Origin of the sequence: Nocardiopsis codii (assembly GCF_036327455.1) — a bacterium.
GTDB classification, from domain to species: Bacteria; Actinomycetota; Actinomycetes; order Streptosporangiales; family Streptosporangiaceae; genus Nocardiopsis; species Nocardiopsis codii.
In genome coordinates this window covers 21,728-39,872 of sequence record NZ_JAUZMY010000008.1, presented here as the reverse complement: position 1 = coordinate 39,872, position 18,145 = coordinate 21,728, and the positions used below count along the sequence as shown (strand labels likewise).

Sequence of the window (18,145 nt, the reverse complement as noted above, 5' to 3'; positions counted from 1 at the left end):
ATGCTCCCCCTGCACCCGCACGACCCGCCCACCATCGGGCCCTACCGGCTGTTCGGCAGGCTCGGCTCGGACGGCACGGCCCACCGCTACGCGGGCGGGACCAGCGGCCATGTGTCCGCCATGATCGTGCTCCTACGTCCCGGGCGTGCCACCGACCCGTTGTTCCGCGGCGAGTTCGCGCGCCGGGTCGAGGCCCTGCGAAAGCTGAGGAGCCCGTACGTGTGCAGGATGGTCGGGGCCGACACCCGGGGCGCGGTTCCCTGGGTCGCATTCGCGCGCGCGGATGAGGGCACCCTCGCAGAGCTCCTCAAGAGGAGCGGGGGCGGCCTGCCCGGTGAGGAATTTCCCGCCGTGGCGACGGCACTCGCCGCAGGCCTGGCGGATCTTCATGAGGCAGGGGTGTCCGTCGGGCCGCTGCGCGCGGAGGACGTACTGCTCGCCTCCGATGGCGCCATGCTCGCGGGTGCGGTCTCCGCGGAGCCGTCCGGTGAAGCGGCGGAGGATGTGCGCCACTGGGCGCTCCTGATGTCCGCCGCCGCGGGGGGCGCTGGTCCCCCGCTTCGGTTCCGGAAGGTGATCGACGGCTGCCTGCACCCCGATCCGGACCTGCGGCCCACTTCGCGTGAACTCGTGCGGATGATCACGGGGACCGGGGCAGGACGAGAGAGCGGGCCATCGACCGTCGGGCGGAGGCCCTGGAGGCGTGTGCTCGTGCCGGTGGCCGCCGTGGTCCTGGCCGTGGCGGCGGTCGCCGCTACGGCACTCGTGGCGGCGCGGGACGAGTCGGCGGACTCCGCGGACGCACCGGAGACGGTGGTCGCCGACTGCACCGAGGCGGAGGGGTTCGCCCCGGCGGCAGAACAGGAGGCCGACGACCTGGAGATCTTCTCCCATATGGCGTTCTCGCCCGACGGTGACCTGCTGGTCATGCACACCCTCCAGGACGAACTGAGCGTGTGGGACTGGAGGAAGGGCAGGGAGATCGCTCGTCCCAGCACGGACCTGGACAGACTGGCGGGCTTCGGTTTCCTGCCCGAGGGATGCGCGATCGCGGCCGTCGTCATGGAACCGCAACCGCGCCCCGGGGAGGAGTACCCGACATCGATAGGGCAGGAGTTCGATCTGGTCTCGGGCACGGCCACCGGGTACGGAAACGGGGGATCGACCAGTGGGACTGCTTCGGAACGGCTTCCGGCCGTGGACGGGATCGCGGTCTCCCCCGACGGACTGATCGCCTTGACCGGATCGGATGCCGTCCCCGGTTCGGGTGTGCAGATCGTCGACAGCGGGTCGGGGGAAACCGTGGACACCATCGACAGCGACGGGGGAAGCCCCGTCTTCCTTGATGAGCGACGGTTGGCCCTGAGGAACTACGCAGGCTCCTCGGACTCCTCGGGCTGGAGCATCACGGTCTGGGACGTGCACACCGGCGAACGACTGCACACGGTCCGTCCGGTGGCGGACGGGGTGTTCGCACCGGCCCCGGGGACCGACGAGGTCGTCTATGTCCATGGGGGCGAGGTCATCGTGTGGGACATCGTCGCCGGGCACCGGGTCGACGCGTTCGACATGGACGAGGTGGCGGAACTCCAGGAGCCCTGGATCCGGGATGTTGTCGTGGACCCGTGGCTCGGTCGGGTGTACGTGACGTGGTGGGACTCCGATCCTGAGGACTACGACGCGGAAACGGAGTCGTACAGCGGGGCGTGGGATCTGGAGAGCGGGGAGAGCCTTCTCCCCGATGGGCTGGTCCCCCGGTACGTGGCTCCGCACCCGGACGGAGAGATCGTCGCGGTGGAGACGGAGGAAGCGGGTGTGCGGTTCCTCGACCCCGAGACCTGGGAGACCGTCGGGACGCTGTGAGAGGGCGTCGGCGCGGTTCCCGGCAGTGGTCGAGAGCGTGGCCGGCCCGGCGTCCGGGCCCTGCCGTCGTGCCCGGGCGGCCGTGGGTCGGGGCCCGGATTTGACTCTGCCCCGGGGGCAGATTGTGCACTGGTCGTGGGTTACCGAATCCGAGGTGACAGTTCAGCACGACCGCCGTTGCGGTCCCAGCGAGGAATTTTCATGCGCATCCTGCACAGACCCTTCCAACTCATCCGTGAGAACCTCGGCGCCTATCTCGTCATGAACGCCATCGGGTACGGATTGTTCATCATCGGCCTGGTGGCGGGGGTGATCTTTCCCGAGCTGAACACCGCCAATGTCGAGGGCCTGAACGATGATGGAACAGCCGACCAGGTACTCGAACTGATCACCAAGCCGTGGATGTTCGCCCTGGTGATCTTCTTGGTCAACGTCTTCACGGTCGCCCTGCCGATCATCACACTGCCGTCGTTGGTCGTGCCCTTTATCGGCATCCCGCTCTTCGCCTACAAGGCGTTCGACATCGGCGTCACCCTGGCACCGGTCCCCGGCGGTCCAGGCCTTCACTACCAGATCCCGCACTCCGTGACCGTGGTCATCGAGTTCCAGGCCTACGTGTTGGTGATGTTCGGGGCGTACTTGCTCGCGATGGCGCTGTTGCGACCGCACACGGTCGGCGAGGAGACCCGCCTCCGGGGCTACCTGCGAGGACTACAGCGGTTCGGCTGGATCTGGATCCCGGCCCTGGCCCTGTTCGTCATCGGCGCGGTGTACGAGGCTCTCTCACTGAGCTACCTCGTGTCGTGGCTGGCCGGCGCCATGCGCTGACCGGTACCGGTCGGCGGGGCGGCCGCCGTTCCCGCCGACCCGCGAGGACAGCCCGCCGGCGCCTACGACAGTAAGTCGGTCACCCGGTGATCGGATACGACGCGGTCGATCAGCGGACCCGTCCCGGTTGCGTTCTCGGCGCGGAGCGGGAGGATCTCTGACGAGCCTCCGGGCTCGGCCGTCAGGTCGAGTTGTCGCTACCGGGCGTCGGATCGCTCTGCTGACGAAGTTGGTTCACCCGCTGGAGCACGCGCAGCTGAGCGTGGTTGTACAGTTCCACCAGCGCCTCGGCCATCGTCTCAGCGGCGTGCTGTCGTCCGCCCGGAGCGTCTGCCACCGGGTCCATCGACCACGGATGCGTCTCCTGTGTGCTGCGGATCTGCAGCAGGATCCGTTCGGCGAGCTGATCGATGGCCGCATCGTCGGCGTCGGCGGGCAACTGTTCGAAATCGTCATCGACCTCTGAACTGTGCTCGAGCAGATCCCGGAACCGCTGCATGGAGTCGTCACTGAGAACCGTGGAGTAGACCATCAGCAATGACCGCTGGGACTCCGTGAACGTAGGCGAGATCGAAGCGAACTCCGAGGGCAGGTAGGTCGACCCGCGATGCTGTTTGATCAGCGCGAGCTCGGCCCGGATACGGTTGAGTCGGGTGACCCTGGTTTCCAGTTCGGCATCCAGAGCATCGATCACCTCCTCCGGATCACCGGAGGCGGGCCCCAACCTCTCGATATCGGAAAGCGGGATGCCCAGGTCGCTCAGCCGCCTGATCTGCAGGAGCCGAACCAGGTGCGGAACTCCGTACCGGCGGTAATAGCCATTGGCCGAACGCTCAGGTTCCTCCAGCAGGCCGATCTTGTGGTAGTAGCGGACCGCCTTCACCGTGGTGTCCGCGAGGTCGGCCAGCTGTTGGGTGTTCCACGCCATGCGCATCCTCTCGCCGTCGGCCGCGAACCGTCGTCGTTCACCACGGGCCTGCCCTGGCCCGGGGGCAGTGTATTCACTGGGAAGGGTACGGGTCTTCAGACGGGACCGGAGACGATGTGTCGAGGACCGGAAGCGGCACGGAGCCCTGGGGCGATCGGGCCAGGCCTCAGCGGAAGGTCGAGGTGAGGTCCGCGAGGAGGTTCCTGGTGGCCGCGCTCGGTCGCGCCCGCATGGCCTTGAGGCGGTCGGCGAGGTCCTGGTAGGTGCGCTCGACGGCGTCCGGGCGACCCGCCCCGGCCTGAGCCCTCATGAGTTCCTGGTAGACGGCCTCGTTCAGGTCGTCGGACTCCCGTGCCCGCTCCAACCAGGTCAGCGCCCGCCTGGCGTCGCCGGTCGCCTTGGCCAGGCCGACGAAGCAGTCGGCGGCGGCCCGCCGGTAGCTCTCGCGCTTCTCCTCCATCCAGGGGAGTTCGCTCTCGGTCAGCAGCAGGTGCCCGTACTCGTTCGCGGCAGCCTGGAGGCAGGACCGCACGGTTTCGCTCTCGTGAGCGCTCCTGGCCGCGCCCAGTGATCGGTCGAAGCGCCACACGTCCACGTCGACGAGGTCGTGGCGGATCCGGTAGCGCCCCAAGGCCACGTCGATGATCTCCGCCGCCGGGTCGTCCAGCGCCTCGCGGACGGCTCCGCGTGCACTGGTGCAGGCGGTGTTGCGCAGGGAGCGGGCCTTGCTCTCGGCGGAGTCCGGGAAGAGGGCGTCGGTCAGGGCGTCGGTGCCGACCCCGTCGGGGTGGAGTGCCAGGTAGGCGAGCATCGTGCGTGAGGAGGCGCGCATCCTCGTGCCGATGTCGACCCCGTCCACGGTGATACGCGGCTGGGGCGCGAACAGCTGGATGCCGACCTTCGATGAGCTCTCGGCGGCGGGGGCCGGGCCGGTCCCGCCCGGCTGTCCCTGTCCGTCGGGGACGGCCTCTCCCCTCCCCGTCTCCGGGGGCACCGACACGTCCGCCTCGGCGGGGCGGGGCTCCTCGACGGCGGTGGTGAAGTGGGCGGCGAAGGTGGCCTGGTCGACGTGGAGGAGCCGGAGCCCTTCGTAGGTGGCCGTGGTCCCGTCGAGAGCGGTCACGCCGACCGAGTCGAAGGCGTCACAGCGCACCGTCGGCGATCCCCGCTCCTCGCCGAGAATCAGCGCCACGGCCTCCCCGTCCCCGTCCCGGAGGGACCGCAACCGGTCCCGGGTACGCGCGTGCCCGGTCGCCTCGACCACGAGCAGCGTCCTGGAGGAAACGCCGTCGTCCCGGGCCGCGGTGATGTAGGCCAGCTGTGCCTCGGTGACGGCCGAGGCGGTGTCCGCGCTCACGGTCATGTCCGGGGCGCGCACCCGGAAGGAGGCCCCGGCCCGGTCCATGACCTCCCGGGTGGTGATGACCCGGACGTCCGGGTCTGCCAGGGCGCGGCCGATGAGGGAGGCGCACACGCCCACCGCGTGGGTTCCGGTCACACCGAGGCCGTCGCGTGCGCTGACGCCGAGGTTGTCGGCCACCCTGACGTATCCCTGTGCGCTGACCACCGACCCGTCGTCGCCCCTGACGACGGGCACGGGTTCGCCGAGGGGTTCCTCGACGGCGAGACCGTCATCGAAGGAGCCGTCGTCGAAGGGCCCGGAGTCGTAGGGGCCTGTGTCGAGGCCGTCCTCGGGGTCCCGGTGTCTTCCGCGTCGTCCCGGGGCTGTCAGCCGACCGGTCACCGCGCCGACCGCTCCCCCTGCGACGGCTCCGGCGAGCACCGCGCCGACGGGGAGGGCGCCCGTGTCCTCCGCCTCGGTGACCGGCGCGTCGACGCCGTGGCCGTCGGCGGTCCGCTCCTCGTGCTCGGCAGGGCTGTCAGCGGCGCCTCGGACCGCGGTGGTCAGGGTGTAGGTGATCTCGGCGCGCCGGTCGGCGGAGGGCCCGAGGTCGGGGTGGGCGCGGGGGCGGCCGGAACCTGCTCCTTCGGCGGTGATGCTCCATCCTTCGCCGAGATGTGCGGTGAGCGCGGCGGCGACGGCCTCGGCCCGTTGGCGGGACAGGGCGCGGTTGTACTCGTCGGGACCGGTGGCGTCGGTGTGTCCGCTGACGGTGATCGGTGTGCCCGGGTCACCGAAGAGCCGGAGGAGTTCGACGGTGGGCCCCAGGTCCTCCGTCATGGCGGGGGTCAGGTCGGCGGAGCCGAGTCCGAACCCGCCGAGCGTGCGGGTGCGCTCCACCACGTGTACCGGTTCGTCGGTGTGCGCGCCGTGGGCGTCCTGTGCGCCGGCCGTGGGCGTGCTGTCAGCGGGGGCCACGGCGGCGACGGCCGGAGCGGACACGGCTGCCGAGGTCCCCGCGATGCCGGTGGCGGCCAGGCGCAGCAGCCCGATCCGGGGCGCCTGCCCCCGCAGCAGGGCGACGGCGTCCGCTGCCACCAGCAGCGCGAAGGCGGCCCACAGGAGCCACAGCAGTGCGAGCGCCAGGGTGTGCAGGACCGGTGGCGGCAGTGCGGCGCTGAGCAGGGACAACCGCAGGTGGTCGCCGCTCACGTTCGCGATGTCGGGCCACGTCTGCTGCCCGAGCAGGACGGGTGGCGCGATGAGCAGCGCCAGGGTGGTGATGGCGGCCAGGGCCGTCCGGGGCGGGTTCACGGGTCCCCTCGTCTCACGGTGTGTGGGCGGTGGCTGTGGCTCGGGAGGAGATCCGGACGTCGCCGAGCACCGCGAGCACGGTCGGGTGGTGGGTGCTCGTGACGGTGACCGTGACGGAGTCGGCGCCGACCACCACGTCCGCGTGGCCTCCGCCGGCGTGGGCGTGTGCCTGGGCCGCGGTGCGCGCTGCGGCCGGTTCGAGCGCGTAGGCGCCCGCTCGGAGCTGTTCGGGGTCCAGGTGCTGGACGCCGGCCCGGGCGGCCTCGTGGGCGAGGACGGTGGTCCGGGTCTTCGTCCGGAGCATCTGCGCGCCGTCGTGGACCAGTCCGAGGCAGGCGATGAGGGTCGCGGCGATGGCGACGACGAAGGTGCTGGGGCTGCTGCCGAACATCACGGCGCCTGTTCGCGGTGGACGTCGGTGACCGACACGGCCCGGGCGGTGACGGTGCGGTTCTCGCTGACGCCCAGGGCGGGGAGGTCGTCGCGGTGGCCGGTGCAGGTGACCTCGGCGCGCACGGCCGGCGCCCCCGCGACGGTGGCGGGGCCCAGGTGCACGGTGGGGTCCTGGCAGGCACGTCCCCAGGTGCCCACGCTCTCGGCCACGGCCCGCTCGGCCGCCTCCTGTGCGGTGGCGGCGTCGGTGTGCAGGGATCCGGCGCGGGCGGCGGAGTGCGCGAGGGCGTCCACGGCCAGGGCTGCGGTGTAGTCGCGGCCGGTCAGGGCGAGCAGTGCCAGGAACGCGAGCAGCACGGGGACGAGCAGGGCCAGTTCGACCCACGCGCTCCCTTGGTCCGTGCTCCCCCGGCCTCGGAAGTTCCGGCCCGGGAAGCTCCTGCCCGTCATGGCCGGGCCTCGGGGACGTGTTCGGTGGGGCCGCTCAGGGTGGCGCTCACCGTCGGGCGCCAGCCGGGGACCAGGCTGACCGCGGTGCCGGTGACGGTGGTGCGGGTGGTGCCGTCCCGGCGTTCCACCCGGACGCGGACGTCCTGGAGGATGGCGCCGCCCAGGTCGCCGACCATGGCGAGGCCGCGTTCCCGCCCTTCCCGTGCGCTGCCGTCGTGGGCGCGTCCGACGGCGAGGGCTTCGGTGGCGACGGCCTGGGCGCGGTGGTGGGCGTGGATCCACATGCCGTACTGGAGGATGCCCAGCAGCATCGTGAACATCAGCGGGATGACGAACAGGGTGTCGGCGCTGCCCCGGTCGTCGCGGCTGATCAGGCGTTTCACGGGTTGACGCCCAGGTCGATGGACTGGGCGCTCTCGGTGATCATCGGTGTGAGGATGCCTCCGACGGCTGTGGCGATGCCGATGGTGATGACCAGGACCAGCACGTACTCGGTGGTGCCGGATCCGCGGTCGCCGGTGCGGCGACCGCCTCGTCCTCCGTGGACGAGTGCGGTGAGTGCTCGGCGCAGGGCCTGGTTCACGGGTCGGTCCTTCCCGGGTTCAGAATCCGTTGGTGACGTGCACGATCGCGGGATAGCCCATGAGCAGGAGGAAGCCGAGGACCAGGAGCATGACCGGCAGGGTCATGCGTTCGGTGGCCTGGTGGGCTTCGGCCTCCAGTGCGGCGAGGCGGTGTGTGCGCAGGGAGGCGGCCTTGGTGCGGACCGAGGCGCGTACGCGGGCGCCGTCGGTCCCGGCCAGTCGGACGGAGGAGGCGAGTTCGTCCAGGTCGCTCACGCCTGTGCGCCGGGCGAGGTCGGACAGGGCGTCCCAGGGCGGGAGGGTGCGCAGGTTGGCTTCGTGCAGGCAGAGCCGGATGCGGGTGAAGGCCGGTCCGTTCCCCCGCCGGGTGGCGGAGGTGAGCGCTCCGGTGACGCCCGCTCCTCCGGCGAGGGCGACGCCGACCAGGTCGGCGACGACCGAGGTGGCCGCGCTCAGGCGGGCCCGGTGGAGGGTCGCGCGCCGGCGCAGGATCAGGGTCGGTGCGCACAGGCTCAGGGCCAGCAGGCACCCGCCGAGGGTCAGGGCCGACAGGACAGGCAGCGGGGACGCCGGTGGCGTCGCGACGGCGAGCGGGAGCACGCCCAGGGCGAGTCCGAGGACGGCTGCGACGCTGGTGTCCATCCGGTGGATGTCGACGTCGGATTCGCACGCGGCCAGGTCGCTCCTGGTCCGCTCCCCCGGCCAGCCGAGGCGGGCGAGCACGCCCGCACCGGCCGCCCTCACCACCTTCAGGGGGCCCGCGACCACGGGCGGAACAGGCTCCTTGCCGACCGGTGTGAGGAGGTCGGCGAGGGTGGGTCGGCGCAGGGCGCACATGGTCCAGTACACCCCGGCTCCGGCGGTGGCTCCGCCCAGCCCGGCGATGAGTGTGTTCATGTGTGTGCCTCCTGCGGGTGTGCTGACAGCACGCGTTGCGCGCGCGGCGGGTTCGACAGGCGCAGCAGCCATCCCAGGGCCGCGGCCCAGACGGCGCCGACCAGCGCGAGGACGAGTTGGCCGGCGGCCGAGTCCAGAGGTGCGAAGTAGGGGCCGTTGAGGAAGGCCATGCCGATGACCATGGCGGCAGCGGTGGTGACGATGATGCGGACCGAGGTGCGTGTGCGGGCGCGGGAGGCGGAGGTGCGCACGAGCATGGCCGCACGGTCGCGGGCGGCTTCGGCCAGGCTGGTGAGAAGCGGCCCCAGGTCGGCGGCGTGGCGGTGGGAGGCCATGGACAGCGCGGTGGCGACCAGGTCGGCTGTCTCGTTGTCGACGCGGTGGGCGAACGCGTCGAGTGCCTTCTCCAGGTCCGTTCCGGTGGTGAGGTCGCGGACCAGGGCCCGGACGTCGTCGCGGACGGCGTCGGGGGCGATGTCGGCGGAGGCAGAGATCGCCTGACGCAGCCCGGCGGAGGCGGTGATCAGGTCGCGGAGCTGTTCGGTCCACCCGGCCACCCCCTCGATCCTGGCGACCTCGGCGGACGTCGCCCGGTCCGGGCCCAGAGCCGTGGGCAGCCACCACGCGGCCCCAGCGGCCATGGCCGCGGCGACAGGCCAGCCGGTGACACCCCAGGTGAGCATCCCCGCTCCGGCCGCGGCCGCGGTTTTCCACAGGAGGTGGCGGGCCGGGTTCGCGCGGGTGCGGAGCCCGGCCAGGACGAGGGTGAGCGTGGGCAGGAGGAGCACCAGGCCGAGGCCGACGGCGGCTCCGCCCAGGCTCGCGGGCAGGACCGTGGTCACCGGGCCTCCCCGAACAGGGTGGCCGGATCGAATCCGGCACGGGTGAGCCTGCGCGTGTACTGCGGACTCGGCTGGGTGGTGAATCCGCCGTGTTCGAGGGCGTAGAGCTCGTTGGTCACGACCTGGGGCCCGTCCACGCCCACGACCTCGCGGATGCCGGCCACGTGCCCGTTGCCGCGGTCGTCGGTGTCGATGTGCACGGCCAGGTGGACGGCGGAGGAGATGAGGACGCCGCTCTCCTCCAGCGTGAGCCGTTCGCCGGCCTGGTTGGCGTAGGTGGCGAGCTTGGTGAGGATCTGCGCGGAGGAGGAGGCGTGGACGGTGGCCATGGATCCGTCGGTGCCCATGGTCATGGCGTGCAGGAGGGCCACGGTCTCCTGGCCGCGGGTCTCGCCGACGATCACCCGGTCCGGTGACATGCGCAGCGCGTGTCGGACCAGGTCGGCCAGGGTGATCTCCCCTGCGCCCTCGGTGTTGGGCGGCCTGCCCTGGAGGGCGAGGCAGTTGAGGTCCGGGTCGGAGTCCAGACCCAGCTCGAAGGCGTCCTCGATGGTGACGACGCGTTCGGCGGGTGGGATGTGACGGGCCAGTGCGCGCAGCAGGGTGGTCTTTCCGCAGCCGGTCGCCCCGCCGATGACGATGTTCAGGCGGGCGCGGACGGCGGCGGTGAGCAGGGAGCGCACGGGTCGGGTGAGCATCCCCGACGCGGTCAGGTCGGTGAGGGTGAGTTCGCGTTCGGGGTGGCGGCGGATGGACACGGCCGGTCGCCGGGAGACGCCCATGACGGCGGAAAGGCGGGCGCCGTCGCCCAGTTCCATGCTGAGCAGCGGAGCGGAGGAGTCGAAGCGCCGTTCTCCGCCCGGCGCCCGTCCGGCGAGGCGTTGCACCAGGGCGACGAGCTCGGTGTCGGAGGAGGTGACCGGTGGGCGTTCCTCGCGCTGTCCGTCACCGAGGTCGACCCACACGCGGGTGCCGTTGATGTGGATGTCGCGTACCCCCGGTTCGCTGAGCAGGATCTCCAACGGGCCCAGTCCGCAGACCTGGGCCAGGGCGCGGGCGCGGACCCAGGCCTCGTCCTGCTCGGTCAGTCCCCGCGCGGCGCCGGTGAGGGCGCGGCAGGCGTGTTCCTCCAGCAGCGCGGAGAGCACCGCGTCGGCCCGTTCGCGCTGGGCTCGGCTGCCGTGGTCGGTGAGGGTGCTGTCGGTGTCCTGGCGGACCAGGGTGTCGGTGACGCGGGCGGCCATCCGGTGGGCGATCTCCTCCAGGTGCTGCGGAACCCGGTGCGGGGAGACCGTTGCCGAAGCGCGGGCTGTGGGACTCATGCCACCGCCACCTCCGTCCGGTGTCCGAGCCGCACACAGGCGGGCGGCAGGTCGTCCACGCGGTTGGCCAGGCGCCGGGCACAGGCCAGCAACGGCATCCATTCGACGGTGTCCGGGTCCTGGCGGGTGTGGGACCAGGCGGTGAATCGCTCGCGGAGCCCTCGGGGCCGGAGGAACTCCCCCCGGAGGTAGCCCGCCCCGGTGGGATCGTGGGGCAGCTCGGCCCACACCGGGAATCCGGTCTCCGCGGTGATCTCGGCGGCGGAGAACCGGGAGTCGCGCACCGCCAACCCGACCGTCGTGCCGTTCTCCGCCAGGGCGTCGAGCACGTCCCGGCACCGTGAGAGGCGGTAGATCTGCGCGGCGTCGTCACCCGCGACCGTGACGACCGCGACGTCCGCCAGGGAGAGCAGGTGGGCGCCGGCGGTCCCGGGCATCACCCGCCCCAGGTCCACCACGCTCACGCCGCCCCGCAGGATCTGGATCCGGTGCGCCAGGGCGGCCACCACGGCGGAGGCCTCGTGCGCGGTGGGCGGCGCCGTCACCGCCCTCAGGCCGCCGGGGATCTCGGCGCTGTGGCGGAACAGGGCGCGGTGCGTCCCCCGCTCCTCGGCCGGGGACAGCTCCGCCGTGCCCGCGCGGACCGATGCCGCGAGCGACACCAGTCCAGGGCGCCCGGAAAGCCGGTGCCAGACCGCCAGGTCGCCGCCGCTGGCATCGGCCTCCACCAGCACCGGGACCGTGAGCGGACCGGTGGGCCACACCGCTGCCAGAGCCGTGGCCAGGGTGGTCACCCCTGGCGCCCCCGACAGTGAACAGACCGCGATGATCATGTGCTTCTTCCTTCTCCTTGTGTCCGTCGCCCTACCGCGCGGACATGAGCGCCAGCCGCACGCCGTCGTCCACTGCCTCGACCACCTCGGGCACCTCGTCCTCGGCGACCACGAGCTCCACCACACGGGAACCCGCGAGTTCGCCCTCCTCCCCCAGCGAGTGCAGGCGGACGGTGTACGGGTCCCCCTCACCGGTGCCGAGCACCAGCAGCGGGGCGCCTTCGCGCGCCGAGTCCGGGAGCATGCCGGGCTGGGTCTGCACCGCCACCACCGCCTGCCCGGGACCGGGCCAGCTCGCGGTGTCGGCGAGCATCGCCCCGGTGAGCACCGTGCCCGCCGGAACCGGCAGCGCCGCCCGTGCGCCGAGCGCCTTCTCGGCCGGGGCGAGGTCGAGGGCCTCCACACCCAGCGCGGGAACGATCCGGATGTCGGAGACGGTGATGACGTCACCGGCGGCGATGTCCTCGGCGGTGACCAGCATGGGGACGCGCTCCTCGTCGTGCCCGGCCGCCCAGGCTGCGACGACCCCGCCCAGAACCACGGCGGTGACACCGGCGAAGGGCCGCTTCCAACCTCTACGGCGGGGCGGTGCCAGGCGGGTTTTCGGGGTGTTCCGGTCGGATGTTCGGGGTTCGGCCAAGGTCGTCGTCACGTTCTCTCCGTCTCTGGCGCGCTCAGCCGTCGGTGACCAGCGCGCGGACCTCGTCCACCCGCACGGAGCTGGAGGCGCTGGTCGTCAGGGGGTCGAGGGTTCCGCCACCGCCGACGGTGGTCGTCCACGCCACCGACCAGGACACCGTGACCGTGACCGGGAACCGGCCCTCGGGCTGTCCCCTGGAGGCGCGGGTGTAGGTGTGGCCGCAGTCGGGCGACGAAGCGTCCGCGTCGTGGTGGGCGGGATCGAACACGGTCCCCGGCCCCGAACAGTCGAGGGCCGTCGCGTCGCCCATGGTCCAACGGGCCCCGTCCGGGGTGGCGGTCACGGTCACCGACCCGGCGGAGACCGCCGCGGTAGCGCTGACCGGTTCCCAGTCGGAGTGATCCACCCACAGCCAGAGGGGGAAGCCCACGACGATCTCAGCCGCCGGGGAGGATCCCACGGTGACGTTGGGCAGGGCCATCGACGCCCGTGCGCGCTCCGCGCCGGTCCGGGGGTCGACGGGCTCCACGCCGTCGGCCGGGCCGGAACGGGTGGAGGCGCCGCACGACCACCCCGGGTCTGCTCGTTCCCACTTCACGCACGGTGACTCAGCCGACAGGGAGACCGGCTCGCTGCTGCCGGGCCGGGGGTGGATGTCACCGCTGCTGGAGGTGCCACCGCGTTGGGTGGATTCCGCGAAGGCGTTGCAACCGTCTCCCTGACAGAAGACTCCACCCTCGAAATCAGGCCCGTGAGGCACCGGCCCCCAAGGGGCCGCACCCACCAGGACAGACGCCGTCAGGCCAACCGTGAGAGCGCTAAGAGAGCTCAACACGTTCCGGGACCCCAGATCTGAATCTCCACGACCCACCAATCGAAGACGTCCTGGTTCACACGAGCATCCACACGAACGTTGTCCGTCCGGGGCTCGGCCTCACCCACAACCTTCCAGTCCCCCGCGCCTTTACAGTCCTTGATCACGATCGACCTCGGGTCGTCTGCTGGCTCAGCGGAGATCACCTTGGGCCTCAGAACCGGCTCACCTTCCATGCCAAGACCAGCGTCTGCCACTCCCTGGACACCGTCCTGGGCCAGTTCCAGGGCTTGATCGACCGCGTGTTCCTCCAGCGCCGGGTGCTCCGGATCCATCTCGGCCGAGGCCAGGACGATGGCGTCCCAGAAGTCCAGGTAGGCCTCGACTGCCTCATCTTCGGGAGTGCCGTCCGAAGGTTCCGTTTCCACAGGGGGCATGGACGACTGAACAACCGGTTCGGGATTCTCGTCGGCTCCGACGGAACACCCAGTGACCAGCACCAACCCCAAGGCAGGCAGGAAAAATCGACGCACCGAAGGAGACTCCTTGGAGTGGCTTGTTGATCACTCTTAGTGACCAAAGAGAACGTAGCCCCTCTGTCACCCTCCGCACAAGTGGTTCTCTGTGGATGGTGGCTCGAAAACTGTCGGCAAGCCCACCGACCCCGGGTGTCCAACTCAGCCAACTGCGAAAACACTGCCCGTGTGGGCAGAACGCCATCAGAACGACGCTTGCGCATGACGATGGGCGGTGTCCGGGACAGACACCGCCCATCGCAACCGCAGCCCGGTCAGTCCGCGAGGCGGAACCCGGGCAGCCCCACCGGGACCTGCCCCGAGGCCATCGTGTAGGAAGCCCGGGCTCCCAGGCCCACACTGTAGGAATGTCCGACGTCGCGTCGATCGACCTGATGGGGAATCTGGTCACCGACCAGCTGTACTGACCTGAGAGGTGGGGGCACGCGGGTGCCTGATCGGGGTGATACGGGAGCGGGGCCGTGCTCGGTCACGGCTGGGCGCTTCCCCCGCTCTCCCGGCCTTCGTCCTGGGTCAGGGAGTAGCGCAGGAAGTCGGTGGCCCCCATCGACAGGAGCGCGCGCAGCTCCTCCTTGGTCAGGAGTCGGCCGTCGATATGCCACTGGTCGGGCGGGGTGGCCTCGAAGTCATCGGTCGAGTTCATCCCCTCCACCCGCAGCAGGAGCTCCACCGGGTCCAGCCCCTCGGAGCGCATCTCCTGACGCGGGCGCGGGACTTGCCAGGCATCGGCCTCGGGTGGTGGGGATCCGTGGTCGGCGAAGGCGTCGGGAGACAGGGTCCGGGCGTGGGTCCAGGTGTTCCCGGTGTCGTGAAGCGGGTCCTGGTCGGTGAACCAGGGCTGGTTGTCGTCCAGCACCATGCGCTCCCATTCCGCGTCGAGCCGGTCGGCGGGCTCAGGGGATCGGGCGCGCATCTGCACGATGACCTCGGGGGTGATGACGCGCCCCTGGTAGGTCATCGGGACCGGTCCGTCGAAGTCGTCGAGCTCGAAGGGGTTCGCGGCAGCCTCGCGCGCGGCGGGGTTCTGCTGTTCCAGCTTCTTGTCGCGCTGCTTGTTGTGCCGTTTCTTGTCGTGTTCGCCCATGTCGGTCTCCTTGATCCGTCCTGGCCGCAGCTCTGCGGCGCGGGAAGATTAGGGCACCGGCCCCGGGGAGGAGGGGACCCCGGGGCGGACGGGCGTGTTCGGACACCATCTGGGGAGCAGGGCGGGTGCGGGGGCCTCTTCCAGGCCCACGGCGGGGTCGACGAGGATCGCGGCCGCGCGCCGGACGCCGACCCGACCGGAGATCGGGCCGGCGCCGACGACCGCCGCACCTCGGCCGCCCGTGCACGCTGGTGCGGCGTGCGTGCGGCTACTGCCGGACGCCGGTCCGCGCGGCCTGGTCGACGCGGGCGATCAGGCGGCTGTTGTGGAGTGCGTGCCCGAACCCCGGGGTGTGGCGGGTCCCGTCGGCGATGTCGCGCGCCAGGCTGGCGTACACCTCCCCCACGTTGACGGACGCACCCGCCCACACCTCGGCGGCGGTCGGGCCGACGCCCGTGGCGACGGGGGCGTCGGGCGCGGCGAAGTCCACGCTCGACGTCAGCGCCAGGTCACCGACCTGCACGCCCGCCGGGTGGTGGCCGGTCAGTCGGAGCCAGCCGTCCGCTCCCCGGACCTCCAGAGCGAAGCCGGCGTCGGCCGCGGGCACGCCCGCCAGGACCTGCACGCCCACCGGGGCGCCCGACGAGGTCTTGACGATGGCGTCGAGGTGGTCGGGGACCTCCCGGACGGTGGTCCCGCCGGTGTCCGCGAGCCGCACCTCGGGCCAGAGGAGTTCCGTGCGGGCGTCGATCTCGGTGATGTCACCGAGCACCGCCTCGACCACGTCCAGGACGTGGCCCGCCGCGATCGTCAGGAGTCCCGCTCCCGCCGCCTCCTTGTCGAAGTACTCGTAGGCGCTCGCCGACTCCGGTCCGTTTCCGAAGGTCGTGGCGGTGACACGCGCCGAGAGCAGCCGACCGAGCCGGCCTCGGGCGATGATCTGCGCAGCGCGGCGCACGGACGGGTTGAGCCGCCCCTGGAGGCCGATCGCCGTGTGCAGCGAACCGGCCGCGTCGGCCATCTCCTCCGTCTGCGCGAGGGTCGCGCCCAGTGGCGACTCCGAGTACACGGCCTTGTTCGCCGCGAGGGCGGCGAGCACCAGCTCGCGGTGGGCCGGGACCTTGACGGCCACGGTGACCAGGTCGATCGCCGGATCGCGGATGAGCTCGAGCGGATCGGAGAACCAGCGCTCGGCGCCGAAGGCCTCCGCGGCGCTGCGCGCGCTCTCCTCGTGCCGTGTCGCCACCGCCGCCAGGGCGAACCGCGGCTGCGCCGCCAGCGCGGGGATGTGGGACGCCCCGGCCCAGCTCGCCTTCGTGTCGGCACCGATGACACCGACTCGGATCACACTGCTTGACATGACGTACAGCTCCATTCGTCCATGACTGGGGCACGGCCGTACCGGCCGGTGCGTGGAGGGGTCAGGGTTGGGCTCGGCACACAGGGTCCCGCTCGCCACCCGGTGGTGCGCCGAACCACCTGCCGACGGTTCGCGCGGGGCGCCTGTACCCGCGCCCTTCTCAGCGGTCGATGACCTCCATGTCGGGTGGGGCGTGGCGATCGCCGGACGCCGGCGCCAGCTGGTCCAGACGGGCGATCTGGGCGGCGGTGAGCCTGGTGCCGTCGGCGGCGCTGTTCTCCTCGAGCCGGGCGACACGCTTGGTGCCCGGAATGGGCGCGATGCCGTCGCCCTGCGCGAGCAGCCAGGCCAGAGCGACCTGCGCGGGCGTGGCCCCGACGTCGTCGGCGACCTCGCGCACCTCGTCGGCGATGCGCAGGTTGCGTTCGAGGTTGCCGCCGGTGAACCGGGGGTTGGTACGGCGCCAGTCCGCGGCGTCCAGGCCGTCGAGGGAGCGGATACCGCCGGCGAGGAAGCCGTGCCCGAGCGGAGAGTAGGGCACCAGGCCGATCCCCAGCTCGCGCAGGGCGGGCAGCACGTCGGACTCGGGGTCGCGGGTCCACAGCGAGTACTCGGTCTGGACGGCGGCCACCGGATGAACCGCGTGGGCCCGGCGGATCGTCGCGGCGGCCGCCTCCGACAGTCCGATGTGGCGCACCTTGCCCTCGGCCACCAGTGCGGACAGCGCCCCTACCGTCTCCTCGACGGGTGTGCCGGGGTCGACCCGGTGCTGGTAGTACAGGTCGATGCGGTCGGTCCCCAACCGGCGGAGGGAGCCCTCCACGGCCAGGCGGATGCTCGCCGGACTGCTGTCCGGGCCCGGACGGCCCGTGTGCGAGATGAGGCCGAACTTGGTGGCCAGCACGACCCGGTCCCGACGCCCCTTCAGGGCCCGGCCCACCAGTTCCTCGTTGGTGTGGGGTCCGTACACCTCGGCGGTGTCCAGATGCGTGACGCCGAGGTCCAGGGCCCGATGGATCGTGCGGATCGACTCGGCTTCGCCACGGCCGGCGCCGGTGTAGAAGGCCGACATCCCCATCACCCCGAGTCCGATGCGCGAGACCTCGAGCCCTCCCAGGGAGGTGGTGTGCATGCTGTGGTCCTTTCTGGATCGACGCGCCGGTCCCGCACCGGGAGGCGCGGACCGTTCCTCGCGGCGGCCGACCGCACCTGCCGGACGTCCTCCCGTCGGGTGCGGAACTCTTCGGCGCCGCGAGAGGCGGCGTCACGGACGTCGGTGGCGCACTGCGCCGCCGTCGACCACGGTCGAACTTGACGCATCAATATCTACACGCCCCAACTTGAAGCGTCAACAAGGCCTGGTAGGATGGCGTTCATGACGAGAACCACACAGGGTGCGCGAGGAGAGCGCCACCCGCGCCCGGGGAGCGGGGCGGCTCCCGAGGTGACGACGCCCGCCCCAGAAGGACCCGGCGCGGAGGGGCCGAACACAGAAGGGCCGAACGCAGAGGGGTCCGGCGCGGGAAGGCCCGCCGGAGCCGAGACCGGGACGCGGTGGCTGAGCGACGAGGAACGGGCGGCGTGGCTCGCCAACTCCGCGATCATGATCAGCCTGCCTGCCGCCCTGGACGCGCGGATGCAGCGCGAGTCCCAGCTGACCTTCTTCGAGTACATGGTGCTGTCGGTCCTGTCCGAGGAATCGGACCGCACCCTCCAGATGAGCGGACTGGCCGCGCGGACCTCGGCCTCGCTCTCGCGGTTGTCGCACGTCGTGGGCCGGTTGGAGAAGCGCGGACTGCTCTCACGCGCCCGGATCCCCGGCTCCGGCCGGCGCACCAACGCGACCCTGACCGAGGCCGGCCACGAGGTGGTCGTGGCGGCGGCGCCGGGACATGTCGCGGCGGTCCGCGAATACCTGATGGACGGGCTGGAGCCCCACGACCTGGCGGCGTTGCGCCGCATCGGCACCGCGGTCGAGGCCGCCATCAACCGTGGGAGCCCCGACGCGGGCTCGACGACGCCGACGCCGCCCGAGACATCCGCGTCGTAGTCGCGCGTCGCCCGCGAACGCCGGGGCCGGAGCTTCGAGCCAGAGCCCGACGTTTCCGGGCCTCC

The 18,145-nt window shown here is 71.7% G+C and carries 19 protein-coding genes; 3 read left to right on the top strand and 16 right to left on the bottom strand.

Annotation, left to right across the window (positions count from 1 at the left end; translation table 11 throughout):
- Together Q8791_RS10105 and Q8791_RS10100 are read left to right on the top strand one after the other, a co-directional pair.
- Positions 1–1,863, top strand: coding sequence for a protein kinase family protein (locus tag Q8791_RS10105; protein ID WP_330091373.1), 1,863 nt, complete (start codon positions 1–3; stop codon positions 1,861–1,863).
- Positions 1,864–2,064: 201 nt separating this feature from the next.
- The gene (locus Q8791_RS10100) at positions 2,065–2,691 is read left to right on the top strand and encodes a stage II sporulation protein M (RefSeq protein WP_330091372.1); all 627 of its coding nucleotides are present in this window, start codon (positions 2,065–2,067) and stop codon (positions 2,689–2,691) included.
- Positions 2,692–2,872: 181 nt separating this feature from the next.
- Here Q8791_RS10100 and Q8791_RS10095 read toward each other — a convergent pair whose 3' ends face one another.
- From Q8791_RS10095 to Q8791_RS10020, 16 genes are all read right to left on the bottom strand, one after another.
- Positions 2,873–3,619 carry a MerR family transcriptional regulator gene (locus tag Q8791_RS10095; protein WP_330091371.1) on the bottom strand — a complete coding sequence of 249 codons (747 nt, stop codon included), beginning with the start codon at positions 3,617–3,619 and terminating at the stop codon, positions 2,873–2,875.
- Between the two features lie 166 nt (positions 3,620–3,785).
- A complete protein-coding gene (locus Q8791_RS10090) occupies positions 3,786–6,275 on the bottom strand; it encodes an OmpA family protein (protein WP_330091370.1) in 2,490 nt (829 codons plus the stop codon).
- Between the two features lie 13 nt (positions 6,276–6,288).
- Entirely contained in the window at positions 6,289–6,666 is a 378-nt protein-coding gene (locus tag Q8791_RS10085; protein WP_330091369.1) for a hypothetical protein, read from the bottom strand.
- Complete coding sequence (locus Q8791_RS10080; protein WP_330091368.1) at positions 6,666–7,118, bottom strand: hypothetical protein; 453 nt, start codon at positions 7,116–7,118, stop codon at positions 6,666–6,668. Before Q8791_RS10080 ends, Q8791_RS10085 begins: the two co-directional genes overlap by 1 nt.
- Positions 7,115–7,501: a TadE/TadG family type IV pilus assembly protein gene (locus tag Q8791_RS10075; RefSeq protein ID WP_330091367.1), complete on the bottom strand. Its 387-nt coding sequence runs from the start codon at positions 7,499–7,501 to the stop codon at positions 7,115–7,117. Before Q8791_RS10075 ends, Q8791_RS10080 begins: the two co-directional genes overlap by 4 nt.
- Positions 7,498–7,701, bottom strand: a complete 204-nt coding sequence (locus Q8791_RS10070; protein WP_330091366.1) for a hypothetical protein — start codon at positions 7,699–7,701, stop codon at positions 7,498–7,500. The genes Q8791_RS10075 and Q8791_RS10070 overlap by 4 nt, the downstream gene beginning before the upstream one ends.
- 19 nt (positions 7,702–7,720) lie before the next feature.
- Positions 7,721–8,599 (bottom strand): type II secretion system F family protein, encoded by an 879-nt coding sequence (locus tag Q8791_RS10065; RefSeq protein ID WP_330091365.1) that lies wholly within the window; start codon positions 8,597–8,599, stop codon positions 7,721–7,723.
- A complete protein-coding gene (locus tag Q8791_RS10060) occupies positions 8,596–9,441 on the bottom strand; it encodes a type II secretion system F family protein (protein WP_330091364.1) in 846 nt (281 codons plus the stop codon). Before Q8791_RS10060 ends, Q8791_RS10065 begins: the two co-directional genes overlap by 4 nt.
- Entirely contained in the window at positions 9,438–10,763 is a 1,326-nt protein-coding gene (locus Q8791_RS10055) for a CpaF family protein (RefSeq protein WP_330091363.1), read from the bottom strand. Before Q8791_RS10055 ends, Q8791_RS10060 begins: the two co-directional genes overlap by 4 nt.
- Positions 10,760–11,596, bottom strand: coding sequence for a hypothetical protein (locus Q8791_RS10050; RefSeq protein WP_330091362.1), 837 nt, complete (start codon positions 11,594–11,596; stop codon positions 10,760–10,762). The genes Q8791_RS10055 and Q8791_RS10050 overlap by 4 nt, the downstream gene beginning before the upstream one ends.
- Positions 11,597–11,627: 31 nt before the next feature.
- Entirely contained in the window at positions 11,628–12,248 is a 621-nt protein-coding gene (locus Q8791_RS10045) for an SAF domain-containing protein (RefSeq protein ID WP_330091361.1), read from the bottom strand.
- A gap of 22 nt (positions 12,249–12,270) precedes the next feature.
- The gene (locus Q8791_RS10040; RefSeq protein ID WP_330091360.1) at positions 12,271–12,834 is read right to left on the bottom strand and encodes a hypothetical protein; all 564 of its coding nucleotides are present in this window, start codon (positions 12,832–12,834) and stop codon (positions 12,271–12,273) included.
- 230 nt (positions 12,835–13,064) lie between these two features.
- Positions 13,065–13,583 carry a hypothetical protein gene (locus Q8791_RS10035; protein WP_330091359.1) on the bottom strand — a complete coding sequence of 173 codons (519 nt, stop codon included), beginning with the start codon at positions 13,581–13,583 and terminating at the stop codon, positions 13,065–13,067.
- Positions 13,584–14,055: 472 nt separating this feature from the next.
- A complete protein-coding gene (locus tag Q8791_RS10030; protein WP_330091358.1) occupies positions 14,056–14,670 on the bottom strand; it encodes a hypothetical protein in 615 nt (204 codons plus the stop codon).
- Between the two features lie 268 nt (positions 14,671–14,938).
- Positions 14,939–16,030, bottom strand: coding sequence for a Gfo/Idh/MocA family protein (locus tag Q8791_RS10025; protein ID WP_330091357.1), 1,092 nt, complete (start codon positions 16,028–16,030; stop codon positions 14,939–14,941).
- Positions 16,031–16,190: 160 nt separating this feature from the next.
- A complete protein-coding gene (locus Q8791_RS10020) occupies positions 16,191–17,162 on the bottom strand; it encodes an aldo/keto reductase (protein WP_330091356.1) in 972 nt (323 codons plus the stop codon).
- 243 nt (positions 17,163–17,405) lie between these two features.
- Here Q8791_RS10020 and Q8791_RS10015 point away from each other — a divergent pair, with 243 nt between their 5' ends.
- On the top strand, positions 17,406–18,080 hold the full coding sequence (locus tag Q8791_RS10015; RefSeq protein WP_330091355.1) for a MarR family winged helix-turn-helix transcriptional regulator: 675 nt from the start codon (positions 17,406–17,408) through the stop codon (positions 18,078–18,080).
- The last annotated feature ends 65 nt before the right edge of the window (positions 18,081–18,145 follow it).

Excerpts from the sequence above, each read along its gene's own strand:
- Q8791_RS10065 (WP_330091365.1), bottom strand. The coding sequence starts at position 8,599 with ATGAACACACTCATCGCCGGGCTGGGCGGAGCCACCGCCGGAGCCGGG.
- Q8791_RS10095 (WP_330091371.1), bottom strand. The coding sequence starts at position 3,619 with ATGGCGTGGAACACCCAACAGCTGGCCGACCTCGCGGACACCACGGTG.
- Q8791_RS10105 (WP_330091373.1), top strand. The coding sequence starts at position 1 with ATGCTCCCCCTGCACCCGCACGACCCGCCCACCATCGGGCCCTACCGG.
- Q8791_RS10025 (WP_330091357.1), bottom strand. The coding sequence starts at position 16,030 with ATGTCAAGCAGTGTGATCCGAGTCGGTGTCATCGGTGCCGACACGAAG.
- Q8791_RS10015 (WP_330091355.1), top strand. The coding sequence starts at position 17,406 with ATGACGAGAACCACACAGGGTGCGCGAGGAGAGCGCCACCCGCGCCCG.
- Q8791_RS10085 (WP_330091369.1), bottom strand. The coding sequence starts at position 6,666 with ATGTTCGGCAGCAGCCCCAGCACCTTCGTCGTCGCCATCGCCGCGACC.
- Q8791_RS10030 (WP_330091358.1), bottom strand. The coding sequence starts at position 14,670 with ATGGGCGAACACGACAAGAAACGGCACAACAAGCAGCGCGACAAGAAG.
- Q8791_RS10055 (WP_330091363.1), bottom strand. The coding sequence starts at position 10,763 with ATGAGTCCCACAGCCCGCGCTTCGGCAACGGTCTCCCCGCACCGGGTT.
- Q8791_RS10020 (WP_330091356.1), bottom strand. The coding sequence starts at position 17,162 with ATGCACACCACCTCCCTGGGAGGGCTCGAGGTCTCGCGCATCGGACTC.
- Q8791_RS10100 (WP_330091372.1), top strand. The coding sequence starts at position 2,065 with ATGCGCATCCTGCACAGACCCTTCCAACTCATCCGTGAGAACCTCGGC.
- Q8791_RS10050 (WP_330091362.1), bottom strand. The coding sequence starts at position 11,596 with ATGATCATCGCGGTCTGTTCACTGTCGGGGGCGCCAGGGGTGACCACC.
- Q8791_RS10080 (WP_330091368.1), bottom strand. The coding sequence starts at position 7,118 with ATGACGGGCAGGAGCTTCCCGGGCCGGAACTTCCGAGGCCGGGGGAGC.